General features: G+C 58.7%; 8 protein-coding genes and 8 pseudogenes. 8 read left to right on the top strand and 8 right to left on the bottom strand.

Going from position 1 to position 13461, the window contains the following annotated elements:
* The first annotated feature begins 1 nt into the window (after position 1).
* The 3 genes from MESOP_RS31015 (at position 2) to MESOP_RS31005 (ending at position 3691) form a co-directional block, all read left to right on the top strand.
* Positions 2–1009: an ABC transporter ATP-binding protein gene (locus tag MESOP_RS31015; protein ID WP_013533422.1), complete on the top strand. Its 1008-nt coding sequence runs from the start codon at positions 2–4 to the stop codon at positions 1007–1009.
* On the top strand, positions 1006–2043 hold the full coding sequence (locus MESOP_RS31010) for an ABC transporter ATP-binding protein (RefSeq protein ID WP_013533421.1): 1038 nt from the start codon (positions 1006–1008) through the stop codon (positions 2041–2043). The genes MESOP_RS31015 and MESOP_RS31010 overlap by 4 nt, the downstream gene beginning before the upstream one ends.
* A 247-nt stretch (positions 2044–2290) precedes the next feature.
* Positions 2291–3691 (top strand): CapA family protein, encoded by a 1401-nt coding sequence (locus MESOP_RS31005; protein WP_013533420.1) that lies wholly within the window; start codon positions 2291–2293, stop codon positions 3689–3691.
* A gap of 352 nt (positions 3692–4043) precedes the next feature.
* Here MESOP_RS31005 and MESOP_RS36420 read toward each other — a convergent pair.
* Both MESOP_RS36420 and MESOP_RS36705 read right to left on the bottom strand, forming a co-directional pair.
* Positions 4044–4423 (bottom strand): annotated as a pseudogene (locus MESOP_RS36420) (IS110 family RNA-guided transposase); the annotation flags it as partial.
* 117 nt (positions 4424–4540) lie between these two features.
* Positions 4541–4815: pseudogene (locus tag MESOP_RS36705) on the bottom strand (IS110 family transposase); the annotation flags it as partial.
* A gap of 229 nt (positions 4816–5044) precedes the next feature.
* Between MESOP_RS36705 and MESOP_RS36870 the strand changes: the two are divergent.
* Together MESOP_RS36870 and MESOP_RS34340 are read left to right on the top strand one after the other, a co-directional pair.
* Positions 5045–5211 (top strand): annotated as a pseudogene (locus MESOP_RS36870) (IS481 family transposase); the annotation flags it as partial.
* 275 nt (positions 5212–5486) lie between these two features.
* Positions 5487–6719: an ATP-grasp domain-containing protein gene (locus MESOP_RS34340; protein ID WP_015319220.1), complete on the top strand. Its 1233-nt coding sequence runs from the start codon at positions 5487–5489 to the stop codon at positions 6717–6719.
* 77 nt (positions 6720–6796) lie between these two features.
* Here the strand turns inward: MESOP_RS34340 and MESOP_RS36410 are convergent.
* Together MESOP_RS36410 and MESOP_RS35915 are read right to left on the bottom strand one after the other, a co-directional pair.
* Positions 6797–6958 (bottom strand): annotated as a pseudogene (locus tag MESOP_RS36410) (tyrosine-type recombinase/integrase); the annotation flags it as partial.
* A 10-nt stretch (positions 6959–6968) separates the two neighbouring features.
* Complete coding sequence (locus MESOP_RS35915) at positions 6969–7121, bottom strand: hypothetical protein (RefSeq protein WP_155767324.1); 153 nt, start codon at positions 7119–7121, stop codon at positions 6969–6971.
* A 718-nt stretch (positions 7122–7839) separates the two neighbouring features.
* On the opposite strand from MESOP_RS35915, the gene MESOP_RS30980 reads away from it, so the two are divergent.
* Positions 7840–8349, top strand: a complete 510-nt coding sequence (locus tag MESOP_RS30980) for a GNAT family N-acetyltransferase (protein ID WP_013533417.1) — start codon at positions 7840–7842, stop codon at positions 8347–8349.
* A 416-nt stretch (positions 8350–8765) separates the two neighbouring features.
* On the opposite strand, the gene MESOP_RS30975 is transcribed toward MESOP_RS30980, so the two are convergent.
* The gene (locus MESOP_RS30975) at positions 8766–9806 is read right to left on the bottom strand and encodes an IS110 family RNA-guided transposase (RefSeq protein WP_013533416.1); all 1041 of its coding nucleotides are present in this window, start codon (positions 9804–9806) and stop codon (positions 8766–8768) included.
* A 101-nt stretch (positions 9807–9907) separates the two neighbouring features.
* On the opposite strand from MESOP_RS30975, the pseudogene MESOP_RS30970 reads away from it, so the two are divergent.
* Positions 9908–10646, top strand: a pseudogene (locus MESOP_RS30970) (DDE-type integrase/transposase/recombinase); the annotation flags it as partial.
* Here the strand turns inward: MESOP_RS30970 and MESOP_RS30965 are convergent.
* A pseudogene (locus MESOP_RS30965) lies at positions 10642–11551 on the bottom strand (IS110 family RNA-guided transposase); the annotation flags it as partial. The pseudogenes MESOP_RS30970 and MESOP_RS30965 overlap by 5 nt on opposite strands.
* Before the next feature lie 225 nt (positions 11552–11776).
* On the opposite strand from MESOP_RS30965, the pseudogene MESOP_RS34330 reads away from it, so the two are divergent.
* Positions 11777–12415: pseudogene (locus tag MESOP_RS34330) on the top strand (transposase).
* 108 nt (positions 12416–12523) lie between these two features.
* On the opposite strand, the pseudogene MESOP_RS34325 reads toward MESOP_RS34330, so the two are convergent.
* Together MESOP_RS34325 and MESOP_RS36865 are read right to left on the bottom strand one after the other, a co-directional pair.
* A pseudogene (locus MESOP_RS34325) lies at positions 12524–12721 on the bottom strand (leucine zipper domain-containing protein); the annotation flags it as partial.
* A 409-nt stretch (positions 12722–13130) separates the two neighbouring features.
* Positions 13131–13364 (bottom strand): hypothetical protein, encoded by a 234-nt coding sequence (locus MESOP_RS36865; protein ID WP_174299071.1) that lies wholly within the window; start codon positions 13362–13364, stop codon positions 13131–13133.
* Between the last annotated feature and the right edge of the window lie 97 nt (positions 13365–13461).

The following is a 13461-nucleotide window of genomic DNA, read 5'->3' as shown; positions in this document are numbered from 1 at the left end:
CATGCAGATGCATCAAACTGCAGGGAACGACGTGCTTCTCGATGTCCGAGACCTAGAGACGCATTTTTACGGCGAAGAGAGCGTCACCCGTGCGCTCAGCGGCATCAGCTTTCAGGTCAAGAAAGGCGAGACACTTGGCGTCGTCGGTGAATCGGGATGCGGGAAGAGCGTCACCGCTCTCTCTATCCTTCGTCTGCTGCCGAAGCTGACCGCCAGGACTGTCGGCGGCGAGGCCCGCTTGCACGGACGCGATCTCCTTAAGCTGTCCCATCGGGAGATGCGAAAGATCCGCGGCAACCAGATCGCCATGATCTTCCAGGAGCCGATGACGAGCCTGAACCCCGTTTATACGGTCGGCCACCAGATTGCGGAAGCGGTGCAGATCCATACCAAGGTCTCGCGGACCGTGGCCATGGCAAAGGCCGAAGAGATGCTGCGTCTCGTCCGCATCGCGGATCCGGAACGGCGCGTCTGTAATTATCCCCACGAAATGTCGGGCGGCATGCGCCAGCGCGCCATGATCGCCATGGCTCTTGCCTGCTCGCCGGAATTGTTGATCGCCGACGAGCCGACGACCGCGCTTGACGTCACGATCCAGGCGCAGATCCTGCGGCTCATTGTCGATCTGAAAGCGCGCACGGGAACGGCCGTCATGTTCATCACGCATGACCTGGGCGTTGTAGCCGAGACATGCCAACGCGTGATCGTGATGTATGCCGGCCGGATCGTGGAACAAGCTAACGTGATAGATCTGTTTGCGCGTCCCGCACATCCCTACACCCAGGGCCTCATGCGATCGGTGCCAGATCCGCGGCGTGGCCGCCAGCGCCGCCTTCCGGAAATTCCCGGCATCGTCCCAAACTTGCGCGAGCCCAATGTCGGCTGCAGCTTTGCACCACGCTGCCCGTTCGCGATCGATATTTGCCGCGAGAAGACACCCATCCTGCGTGATGTCGGGCCGAGCCACGCCGCAGCTTGCTGGCGCGCCGAAGAGGTGATGGGCGCATGAATGGTCCTTTGCTTAAAGTCGAAAATCTGACCAAGCATTATCCGCTCGGTGCTGGAATATTCAAGAAAAGCATTCCGGTGATCCGGGCGGTGGAGGATGTATCCTTTTGCGTCGAGGCGGGCGAGACACTCTGCATCGTCGGTGAATCGGGCTGCGGAAAGTCGACTGTCGCGCGGCTCCTGATGCGGCTCGTGGAGCCGACGGGTGGGCGCGTGCTGATCGAGGGAACCGACATTGCTGGCCTCAAGAAGGACGCGCTTCGCGCCTGGCGCCGTCGCATGCAGATGGTCTTTCAGGATCCTCACTCGTCGCTGAACCCACGCCTTACCGCCGGACAGGTCATCACCGAGCCGGTCGAGAATTTTGAGTGCCTCAGCAGGAAGCAACGCCAGGCACTTGCCGCGGAGCTTCTGCGTAAGGTCGGAATGTCGCCCGAGATGATGCACAGGCTACCCTCCGAGCTGTCGGGCGGACAGCGCCAGCGGCTCGGCATTGCGCGCGCACTGTCACTCAAGCCTTCGCTCATCATCGCCGACGAAGCGGTGTCAGCCCTCGATGTCTCCGTGCAGGCGCAGATTCTGAACCTACTTCTGGATCTCCAGCAGCAGATGGGCATCGCCTTCGTCTTCATCTCGCATGACCTCGGCGTCGTGGAGCATATCGCGCATCGCGTTGCCGTCATGTATCTGGGGCGCATCGTGGAGCTCGCCCGGAGCGAGGCGCTCTTCGAGAATCCAGTCCATCCCTACACCGAGGCGTTGATCGCGGCAGCTCCGGTGCCGGATCCGACGCGGGTTCGGCTGGAGGTGCCGGTCGAGGGCGAGGTGCCGAGCCCCATCAACCCGCCGAGCGGGTGCGCCTTCCATCCGCGCTGCCCGCTCGCAGTCGAGCGTTGCCGTGCCGAGATACCGCCTTTGGTGCCGATGGCTGACGGGCGCCTCGTGGCCTGCCACGTGCGCGCTCCGGCCACAGGCCAGTCTGCTGCGGCGGCCAATTTCTCGGCTGCAACGGTTTCGGCGATTAGGAGCCCATAAAAATACAAGACAAATCTAACGCTCCCATGGTCGAGTCGTATTTGGTAGTCGATATTTCCGGCCCTCTCCATGAACGTGGGCGGCAGTATGGCCGCGAGGCGCGCTGGTCGCAAAGGGAGCATCGCAACCTCTCAGCTAAAGGAGCGCTTGTGGTGCGAGTGGCGCGGCGACGCTGGTAGAGCTGGGGGAACAGGAATGACAAAGGCGAATGGATTCGGTTATAAGCAATCAGCCTACTGAGGAAGATATGGAGAAAAAATTACACGACAACGGTTGTGATCCAGCCCGACGTGCTGATGGCTACGATACGGTCGGCTCGATCGAAACTAATGTTGCCGACGGCTTCACGATGGTCGCAGTCGGTGACCTCATCGTATCCCGGGCTCTGATGGAAGGCCGGCATCCCGGCATCCACGCCATTGCCGAAATCCTTCGCAATGGCGATGCCACTTTCGGCAACATGGAATCCGTCATCTTCGACATCCGATCGTTCAAGGGAAGCCCACAAGCCGAGCATGGTGGTGCGTACCACGTCAGCCTTCCAGAGGTCGGACCCGATCTAAAGGCGATGGGCTTCAACATTATGGGGCGCGCAAATAACCATACACTCGACTGGGGCCTCGAAGGTATGCGCGCAACCGGCCGGATCCTCGACGAGAGCGGAATCATTCATGCGGGTGCGGGTGAGAACCTTGCAGAAGCCAGCGCTGCCCGGTTTCTAGAGACGGCGCGGGGGCGGGTGGCGCTGGTGTCATTTACTACGTCTTTTACGCCGATGTCCCGGGCGTGCGATCCCGCCGGCGAGGCGCCGGGCAGGCCGGGACTCTATGCCCTTCGCTTGACTGAAAGCATCGTAGTGCCGCCGACGATGCTCGAAAGTTTACGGAACGTGAGTGATTCGCTACCCAATCCCAGTCCCGACCATAAGAACCCGAACCGGCTTAGTCTCGCTGGAGCGACGTTCAAATCTGGCGACAAGGCCGGTTATAGCTACGAACCCGACGCGGGCGATGTCGCTGATATCCTGCGAAACGTTCGCCGCGGCAAGCAGTTTTCTGATTTCTGCGTCGTCACCAACCATTGTCACGAGCCCGGAAACTGGAGCCAGGAACCGCCAGATTACGAGCAATCCTTTGCGCGTAAGACAATAGATGCAGGGGCGGATGCATATGTCGGACACGGGCCGCACCTATTGAGAGGCATCGAGATCTACAAAGGCCGACCAATCCTCTACAGCCTGGGGAATTTCTTCTACGACGACCTGCGGACGCCCGTAGGGGCTGACATGTTCGCCCTCTACGGCAAGAATCCACGAACCGACACCGATGCAGAGGTGACGGTCGACGAAGAGACAAAAGGATACCCCAGGGCAGGCGGCTTTGTGGGCGCGCTCGCCGCACCGATCTACTACGAGAGCATCATCACAGTCAGCCGATTTGAAAGAAATCATCTCGCTGAATTGCGGCTATATCCAATCGAGCTGGGCTATGCCCAGAGATTTGCCAATCGTGGCATCCCGAAGTTGGTTGCCAGGTCGCAAGCAAAGGCCATTCTGGAACGCCTACAGAAGCTCTCGGAGCCATTTGGAACTGAAATTGCATTTGAGAACGACGTTGGAGTGATAAAGCTGCCCGGCGCTTCACGATGAGGCGATGCGCACTGAATCGGTCGCGCAGCGAAATGCTGGCAAGGATATCACAAAGCGTCGCCGACGCGCTTCGGGTACATCTCGAACTCCATCCTCCCGACTGTATCCGATACCTTTCGCAGGCATACGCGCGCGAACAGAGTCAGGCGGCGAAAAACGCTATCGGGCAGATTCTGCTGAATTCCCGAAGCGGAACAAGCAAGTTTGCGAACTCACCTCATCCATCGTCCGCGAGGGCCAGCGTCCCACCGGCAAGTGGGAACTTATCGTCTAGCTTTCTTCCGGCTTTTAAAATTTCACGTTCATCAATTCCGCGATCCGGTTCGACCCTGCGGCCATCTTCGCGCCCCCGGCCAGACCCCTGGGACCGCATCAGACGGCGGCACGTCTCATCCTCCCGAGCGAGCGCGCGCAGCTTGCTTCGTGGATCGGAGCAGCGGCTCCTCGATCAGGTCAGGCAGGCCTTCGGCGAGCTTGCGGATGCGATCCTCGAAGCTTGCGGCACTGGCCTTGCCAAGCTTGAGCCCGAAATTGCGCAAGATCCCCCGGATGTCGTTCTCGATGGCAGTCGCCTTGTCCTGCAGCAGCTTGCGTGCCGACAGCAGTGCCCGACGTTCTGGCTGGTTAGTCTAGCGTCTTCACATGCATCGGGCGGAACAGGTTGACCCGCATCATCTGGGGAATGCCGCGGGCGTCAATGTGATCGGTTTTGTCCGGCTGGGCCTTTAGAAATGGTATGCCGGGTCTCGACAGATAACCGAGCGCAGCATCTCAACCAAGCGTCGTCACCAAAGATCAAAAGATCAGGCTCCGCGCCGAATTCACATCTGGAAATTGAGGGCTGGGGTGCACCAGATCAGCCCGAAGAAGGTGCGCCAGCACAGTCGCGTCGATCGTGTCCGTCTTGATCTTGGCGTCGGCGATCGCCTTCACCTTCAAGGGGTACGCCAACACAACGCAGATGTGGTGGAGCCAGTCGTACATCGCCATCCCAGTTGCGCGTGGCTTCCAGAACGGCATGAGAGTTCTCACAATATCGTTCTAGAAACGAGCCGAGAGGGTGACGGTCGTTCTTCACCCGGTCCGGACCGCAGCATCTTGCCAGGTGAATCCTGCACGACCAGTTGGCCGTAGCTTTTGTGATATCGAACCCGATAGGGTCGCTTTGCTTTCCGTCCTCGAGTTCTTCAAAACCCAGGAACGATAAGCCAATCGGCACAGGGCGTGACAGTCCCGCGATCATCTGGTTGTTGAGCAATCCGGTTCTTCCAGTAGGCGACACCTCTTTCATGCCTCCGATGCTGGTGCCGTAGCCAACCGGCATGGGCTTCTGAATTCCTCAGCAAAGGATACGCCATGAAGATACGCGAGTTGCTGGTGCGCAAGCTCGCCGGCGAGGTGCGTATCCCGGCCAAGAGCACCGTTCAAGTCGTGCTCGATCGTCATGTGTGAGCCAGGCCCGCAAGAGGAACCCGGCGAACAAGGCCGTGGGCACCCAGCTGCCAGAGGGGACGCAGCCAACGATCTATGGGGCGCCGTTAAAGCAGCGGCAAAGCCCCCCAGAATTTATCCAGCAGTTCCCTGAGTTGACCCTGACCAGCAGCTCGCCACTTTCTTCACGTGCGAATCCAACTCTTGCAACAGATCCTTCGAATAAAATTTACAGGATCTTTGCGACCGCAAATCGCTGACGATGATACGCTCACGGCAAGGTCTGAGTCAGGCACGGCTGAAAAAGTAGATGACGATTCAAACTCGTACCGCCACACAGGACGCAATGTCGGGGTTAAAGCCAATGGCAAAAAGAGCACTCATTATGGTTGGAGCGTCAATGGGTAATGGTCCGCTATACATCCAAGCGGCCCAGCGTCTTGGTCTTCATCCAATTACCCTGACGGCGGATCCAACTCAATACGACTATCTTGCGGCGAAGGGGATCGAGGCAATCCGTATCGATACAGACAATCTCAATGCGCTGATCCACGAATGTTCGCGGCTGCGTGCGACCTATGACATTGCCGGCATTACCGGGTTTGCGGGCCTCGATGAGTCGATTCCTGCGACAGTTGGCAAGCTCTGCCGACATTTCGGTCTACCGGGACCGAACCCCGCATCCGTTGAACGGTGCTGCGACAAATTCACTCAACGTCAGCTCCTCGATGATGCCGACGTTCCAATACCCGCTTATCGCTTAGCAGCGAATGCGACGGATGCAGAACGGGCTGCCGCAGAGATTGGCCTGCCGGTTGTTCTGAAGCCAGCCGTAGGCATCAGAAGCATCGGTGTCCGATTGTGCCGCAATATCGATGAGTTGGCCGAACATACGACCTATCTGTTGGGCGGGAAGCATATATGGCGGTCTTCGCCAAGGATAGTGGTCGAAGAGTTCGTACAAGGCCCCCTTTATGTCGCTAATTTAATGGGAACTGAGGTCATTGGAATTAGCGCCTACGAGTTCGGCCCGCCACCGTATTTCGTCGTTCGTGAGTGCACCTGTCCGGCCCCGCTGATTGATGATGAGCATCAACGTATCGGCGATGTTTCGCTGAGCTGTCTGCGAGCTCTCGGCCTTGGCTGGGGGCCATCGAATATTGAATTCCGCTGGACGAAGGGTGGCCCAGTCGTCATTGAGGTTAATCCGCGTCTTGGTGTTGGGGAACCTGAACGGGTCCGACTGGCTTACGGTGTCGATCTCGTCACCGAGCACATCAAGCTTGTCATCGGCGAGGAATGGGATTTGCGCAAAAGGCATTCGCAGACTGTGGCTTCGCGGTGCTTAGTTCCTGATCGCGATGGCATTCTCGATTGGATCGAAGGCGGCAGCCGGGCGGCCGCCGTACCAGGTGTCGTCGAGGTCAAATTTATTGTTGAACCCAAGACGCCGATCGTCAGGAAAGGCGATAATGGAGACTACATCGGGCATGTCATCGCCGCTTCACCCAGCCGTGCTCAGACCGCGGCGATACTTCAGCGTGCCGTAGACTTAATCGCTTGGTCGATCACACCATTTCCGACCCTTGGCGAATAGGAAGGATATGCGGTCTCCTTGCCGCCTCCGCACCAGCGCAGGTAGTCCCAGCTTGTCGCCGCGTCCGGGAAACAATTCAGGCTTACCACCTCCGATGCGCGCAGGCCGGCGGCATAGGCGGTGGTCAACGCGGTGCGTGCCTTCAGTGGTGGCAGCGCCCCGAGAAAGCGCACCACCTAGTCTGGGCTCAATATTGTTGGCAGCTTGCGCGGCGTAGGAATCCGCTCGGGAGTCTCCACCCATCAAGCGTCACGAAGCCGCAGGGCTGGCTGTTTCCGGGCCAATGCCGCCATCTTCGAGCGCTGCGTCGAAACTCGCTCCCGACTGTCGCCCGTCGACGTCGTCATTCTCGACAATCTCGGCTTCTAAAAGAACGAGGGCGCCGCTCAACTGGTTCGCCAATGGGGCGCCTGGCTCCTGTTCCTGCCGCCATAATCGCCCGATCTCAACCCATCGAGCTGGCCTACTCAAAACTCAAGGCGCGCTGCGAAAGAAGGCGGCCAGAACTTTCGACGCTCTCTGCGAAGCTCTCGGCGACGATATCTGCCATCTGTTCGAGCCAAGTGGATGCAGAAACTTCTTCAAGGCTGCCGGATATGAGGCCAATTAATTACGACAGACTTAACCCAAGCTGTGTCCTGATCGGCCGGTCACAATATAGGACACGGCCGAACGAGACCTGCATGAGGATCAGCGTGGGCAAATCCACGAAGAGCAAGCGGAATTCACTGGGCAGTCGACACGCTCTGCGTCGTCATTTCCGACAATGTCAGACATACAACGTAGCAGCATTGGAGCTATGCCGTTATTTTTCAAATAGATTTCTGGTTGGCACGGCACATGTATTCGGTATTCGCAGAACGTCACGGGCCAAGGAGAAGACTTTGTCTCAAACCAATTTGCAAGTCTATTCGGAACGAGTGCTCTCGTTTTTAACCGCCGACGCTATCGGGGATGCGCAATCGAATACCGGCGAACGCGTGGTCAGAGATCGATAGAGGCTTACGGCCCCATCTTGCGCTACTTCGAAGGTACGCACCTCATTCGCAGCTACGCGCCCTTACCCGCCTTGACTTGGGCTGTCTTTGCTGGCGCATCTCTCCAATGGATGGAATTTCACATGAATCTGGAAACAGAACGTTTATTCATGCGCCCAGTTCGTACTTGGGACGCCGAGGCCCTGCATTGTCTGCACTGTGATCCGCTGGTATTCAAATTCATGGAGGGAATTCCGCCAACCCGGGAAATGTCTGATGCTTGGCTGTCCCTCTATCTTCATGACTGGGAGACCCACGGGTACGGATTCTGGATGGTCTATGAACGAAAGGCTAATGGCGATTTGCGCTTTGTAGGCAAGTCCGGGCTGCGCCGCTTCGGTGAAAACGACATTCAAACCGCATGCTTCCTGTTCGGAGCCCGGTGCGGTCAGGGGATTGGGCCGGAAAGCCTTCAGCCGGTGATCGAATTCGCCTTCGCAACCCAATCTATCGATCGGTTGGTCTCTCTCGTACGCTCCACGAATATACGAGCGCTCAAAACGAGAACCCCAATGGGCTATTCCTACCTTGGGCCGGTTGTATTTGATGGAAAGAAATATCAATTCTTTGAATTGCGCCGTCCGCGAAAGTGAAGCTCAGCAAACTGCTGCGCTTCGGGCTCAAGTGTCTCAGTGTCAGGCCGACGAACCGAATGCTGTCAACGGGACGGCGGAGCCGCCGGCTCCCGCCGTGGTGAGCTGGATGTGTTATCTCTAGGTGTTTGATCCCAGGCTTTGATGGTTCATCATTGTCGTCCGGATCAAAGGATGCGCTATGGGCCAGATTCTGCATGGGAGCGCCACAACGACAGAGGCGATCCGTCGAGCGATACAGCATAGTCATGTCTGGACGGCGCCCGCCGATCAAGGGTTTATTTTCGGCGATGGGGTGGTCGCGGGTGCGGTCATGTCTCCGGCCTGTTGCTGCGGTTTAATGACCGCACCCGCGACCACCCCATCACGTCATTGTCACCCTCGATTCCGGATGGCGGCCTTAGCCGATGCTCCTGTTACGCCGGCGTGCCGACATAATGTGTCTCGTCGCGCATGAGTGCGAAGGCAATACGGGCGAGTTTGTTGGCGGTCGCTACGGCGACAAGCCTGAAGGGCTTGGTCTCCATCAGGCGATCCGCCCAGTTTCTCAACACATCGCCGGAACGCTTGCGATGGAACAGAACAGCATGAGCCCCCACCACGAGCAGCTTTCGCAGATATCGGTTTCCCATCTTGGATACACGCCCCAGCCGTTCCTTTCCGCCTGAGGAGTTTTGCCTTGGTGTGAGCCCAAGGAAGGCGGCGAATTCGCGCGGGCCTGAGAAAGCCGAGATATCCTGGACGCTCGCCGCAAGCGCGGAGGCAGTAACAGGGCCGATGCCGGGAACGGTCATCAGGCGGCGTGCCGTTTCATCGGTCTTGGCGAGGGCCAGAATGGCCTGATCGCTCTGCCTGATCTCGGCATCGAGTTCGCTCAGTTGGCGCACCAACGGCAATAGTGCCGAACGCACCGTCGCCGGGATCATGTCGTTGCCCTCGATGACGAGGATAGCCAAGGCACGCGCATTGTTCGGTCCCTGGGCGGCGATGATCCCGATTTCGGCCAGATGGCTGCGAAGGGCATTGAGCAGCTGAGTGCGCTGGGCCACCAGAAGTTCGCGGACCTTGTGATGCATGAGCGCCGCCTGGTTCTCGACCGATCGCACCGGCACAAAATGCATTGACGGGCGCGTCACCGCCTCGCAGATCGCTGCTGCATCAGCAGCGTCGTTCTTCTGACGACGCACGTAAGCCTTCACATAGGCTGGCGGCATCAGCCGCACGTCATGGCCGAACTTCATGAGTTCGCGAGCCCAGTGATGGGCCGACCCACACGTTTCCAAGCCAATGAGGCAGCATGGCAGGCATTCGAAGAATGCCAGAACATCCTTCCGCCGCAGCGCGCGGGTCGTGACGACACGGCCGGCGGCGTCGATCGCGTGAACCTGGAATACGTGCTTGGCCAGATCGAGGCAAACGGTAACGACAGCGCTGAGATCGGTGTTAATATTGCCCATGGACGGTGCTCCTTCCAGATGAGTGCTCGACAGCAGCCATCTTGGCACGCCTCTCACGAGGATGATGCCGTTGCGGGCGCCGTCCATCCCATCAAGCGAGCCTGAGGAAGCTTTCGAAGCGCTACGGCATCAATCCTAAGACGGTCGCTAAGTGGAAGAAGCGGAGTTCGACCGCCGATCACCGGCCCCAGGGAGCCGAGATCGACGATTCTGTCTGTCGAGGAAGAGGCTGTCGTTGTGGCCTTCCGCCGGCACACGCTGCTGCCGCTCGATGATTGCCTCTACGCATTGCAGCCGACAATCCCGCATCTGACACGTTCTTCATTGCACCGCTGTCTGCAGCGCCACGGCATCGGCCGATTGCCGGATGTCGAAGGCGACAGGCCGGCGAAGAAGAAGTCCAAGGCCTATCCGATCGGCTTCTTCCACGTTGATATCGCGGAGGTCCGAACCGAGCAGGGCAAGCTACACATGTTCGTCGCCATCGACCGGACCTCGAAATTTGCCTTCGTCGAACTGCACGAGAAGGCTCCGACAGCCATTTCCAAAGAGTTTCTGCTCCGCCTGATCGCCGCCGTCCCTTACAAGATCCTGCTCACCGACAACGGCATACAGTTCACCACGCCAGGAGCTGGCGGTTCGGCCGTTCCACTGATCAAGGAAGCGATCGCAAATGGCGAGATATTCCGGGCTCATGCCTTCGAACTCGCCTGCGCCAGGAACGATATCGAACATCGAACCACAAAGCCAAAGCATCCTTGGACCAACGGCCAGGTCGAGCGCATGAACCGCACCATCAAGGACGCTACGGTCAAGCGTTTCCACTACGACGATCACGACTAACTGCGTTCCTCTCCCGGAGTTTTAGACCCCATGTTCGCAGGCTGCTGTCGGCGCAGCTGCGGGTTAGGATGACGTCGCAGCTTCGTAGAGAAGCCCTCGCAAATGATGATCGCCCCGCCGGGATATGTGGCCATCATAGTCGACCTCTCCCGATTGGTATCGTCGGGTCGTCAGTCCAAGCCAGGCGCCGACGAGGCGAGATTTCTTGAAGTTGTCCGGCTCCTCAATGCGGTCACGAACGAAGTCGCGGTGATTGCGCCGACACCGGCGATCGACACGAGTATTTGACACGCTCGGCCTTGACGCGCACCAGCGACAAGCTGACGCCCGAGTTCCGCGGCCCGAACGCGCATGTTGCGCCAGGCTTCCAGCCTCGGCAGCACGATAGGAGGCCGTCCTGGTCGACAAGGAGATTGCGGACTTTCCTCTCGAAGGTGCTTCCTTTGCCGGCGGGAACAAGCAGTCCGAATGTCTTCATGAGCCCTCGGATCTGGTTTGAGAGTTCGGTCGTGATCCTGACCAGCCTGGTGCGTGCCGCAACGAGCGCGCGCGTCAGCATGCTGTCGAAGCCTTTCACTCGCACTCACGAAAGAACCCTACTTCTGCAAGATGCGCCAAACCGTCGGCATCGTTCGCGTCGGTTTTGTTCGCGGCCATGTCGAGCGCTGCTTTGGCATGACGAGCATCGATGCAGATCGCCTGCAAACCCTCTGCGCGCAGCGCATGATAGAACCACACCGATAGAACACGACGCGCTTTGCGGCCGGCGCCCGCTTGCGGACAAGCTCGGCAATGACCTTTGGATCAGAGGCGCACCTCCCACGCCAGACGCGCTTGCCTTCACGTCGAATGGAAACCGCTGTCTCTTTCATCGAAACATCGAGGCCGATATAGTCTTCCATGGCTGTTCTCCCTGAGATGCCTGGGCCCGGTGCGAATCGTGAGCCCGTATTCCATCCTGTCGGGGAACAGCCACCCACTTCCATAGCTAAGACTTGGGAAACCGATTACCCCATGTATTCGGCTAGCCCCACGTCTTGAACGGATGTTTGAGGTGCTGCGCTTCGAGCTGATGATAAAACGTGGTCTGCGTGAACAGCCACAAGCATCAGGAAAGCAAGCGCAGCATGAAGCATTATGCCGGACTGGACGTCTCCGTGAAAGAGACGGCCGTTTGCATCGTGGATGAAGGAGGCCGCATTTGCCGAGAGATGAAGGTCGCGAGCCATCCGGACGATCTTGTTGAGGCGTTGAAGAACCCCGCCTGGAATTTGGCCCGGATCGGGCTTGAAGCTGCTCCCTTATCACAATGGTTGTTCAGTGGTCTGGCGGGAGCCGGACTACCTGCATCTGCGTCGAAACCCGTCATGCGAAGGCCTTTCTCAAGGCGCAGACCTGTCGTTGCGCTGGCTTTCAAGGCTACAGTCGACATTCCTGCCCACTTCAAGAATGCGAAGGCCGTAGGCCGGCTCTTGGGTTAACGCCGCGCTGCATCAATCAGGCGAGGACAATCGCGTCGGGACGTGTTTCCCTGTGCGGTGACTCCATGATGCGAACGCGACTTTATGAAGCCGCGCAAGTCTTGCTGACGGTGGTGAAAAAGTGGTCATGGCTGAAAGCTCGGGCGATGAACGTCGCTAAGCGCCGGGGCCGACAAAGAGCGACCGTTGCCCTTGCTCGCAGATTAGCCTCATCATGCACAGAATATATGGTCCGATGGCAGTGAGTTCCGCTGGGCGCGAGAGGAAGCGACGGCGGTGATATAGCCGGTCCACCAAACGAAAGGGAGAACATCCGATAACGAGATTCGACAGGGGCGGATGAATGTCCTTCGCGGGACGGAGGATGAAGAGAGGACGTGCCGGACTTCGGTTTGCTTCGGGGCTTGTTTTGGGCCGCGAGGAACGGTCGATCATGCCGGCGCTTCCCTCGACCCGGAAGCGCTCCACCCAGCGCGCCACCACCCCGTATGTTCGCGCCGCATCGGCTTTGGAAAGACAGCCTTCAACAACGTCGCGGGCTATCTCCTCTCGACGCAGCGGCGTCAGACGGGCGTTCTGATGGATGTTCATTCGGTCCTCCGAGAATCACTGAAGCTTCGACAACCTCAGCTTTCCCGGCTTGGACCGGATGGACAACCTACTGAAAGCTCACAGCTAGTTCGCTCAGTTGGCGCACCAACGGCAACAATGCCGAACGCACTGTCGCCGGATCATGTCGTTGCCCTCGGTGACGAGGGTATCCAAGGCGCGCGCGTTGTTCGGTCGCTGGGCTGAGATAATCCCGATTTCGGCCAGATGGCTGCGAAGGGGTATTGAGCAGTTGGGTGCGTTGGGCAACCAAGTACGAGTACCTTTTGATGCATGAGCGCCGCCTGGTTCCCGACCGATCGCATCGGCACGAAACGCATCGAAGGGCGCTGTCACCGCCTGGCAGATGGCTGCTGCATCAGCCATCGTTCTTCTGGCGACGCACGTAAGCCTACACATAGGCTGGCGGCATCAGCCGCACGTCATGGCCGAACTTCATGAGTTCGCGAGCCAGTGATGGGCCGAGCCACACGCGTCCAAGCCAATGAGGCAGCACGGCAAGGGTTCGAAGAACCGTCAAAACATCCTTCCGCCGCAGCGCCCGGGTCGTGAGGACGCTGCCTGCGGCATCGATCGCCTGAACCTGGAAGGCATGCTTGGCCAGATCGAGGCCGATCGAGGCCAATAGTGGCAACAGCACTGAGATCGGTGTTAATATTGCTCATGGACGGTTTCCCCCAGATGAGTGCTCGACAGCAGCCATCTTGGCACGCCTCTCACGA

It is taken from the genome of Mesorhizobium opportunistum WSM2075, from assembly GCF_000176035.2.
Taxonomy (GTDB): Bacteria; Pseudomonadota; Alphaproteobacteria; order Rhizobiales; family Rhizobiaceae; genus Mesorhizobium; species Mesorhizobium opportunistum.
The sequence above is the reverse complement of the archived record's forward strand: the minus strand, read 5'-3'. Positions and strand labels throughout refer to the sequence as shown.

Coding starts and splice junctions, on each gene's coding strand:
- MESOP_RS31015 (WP_013533422.1), top strand. CDS start 2: ATGCAGATGCATCAAACTGCAGGGAACGACGTGCTTCTCGATGTCCGA.
- MESOP_RS31010 (WP_013533421.1), top strand. CDS start 1,006: ATGAATGGTCCTTTGCTTAAAGTCGAAAATCTGACCAAGCATTATCCG.
- MESOP_RS31005 (WP_013533420.1), top strand. CDS start 2,291: ATGGAGAAAAAATTACACGACAACGGTTGTGATCCAGCCCGACGTGCT.
- MESOP_RS34340 (WP_015319220.1), top strand. CDS start 5,487: ATGGCAAAAAGAGCACTCATTATGGTTGGAGCGTCAATGGGTAATGGT.
- MESOP_RS30980 (WP_013533417.1), top strand. CDS start 7,840: ATGAATCTGGAAACAGAACGTTTATTCATGCGCCCAGTTCGTACTTGG.
- MESOP_RS30975 (WP_013533416.1), bottom strand. CDS start 9,806: ATGGGCAATATTAACACCGATCTCAGCGCTGTCGTTACCGTTTGCCTC.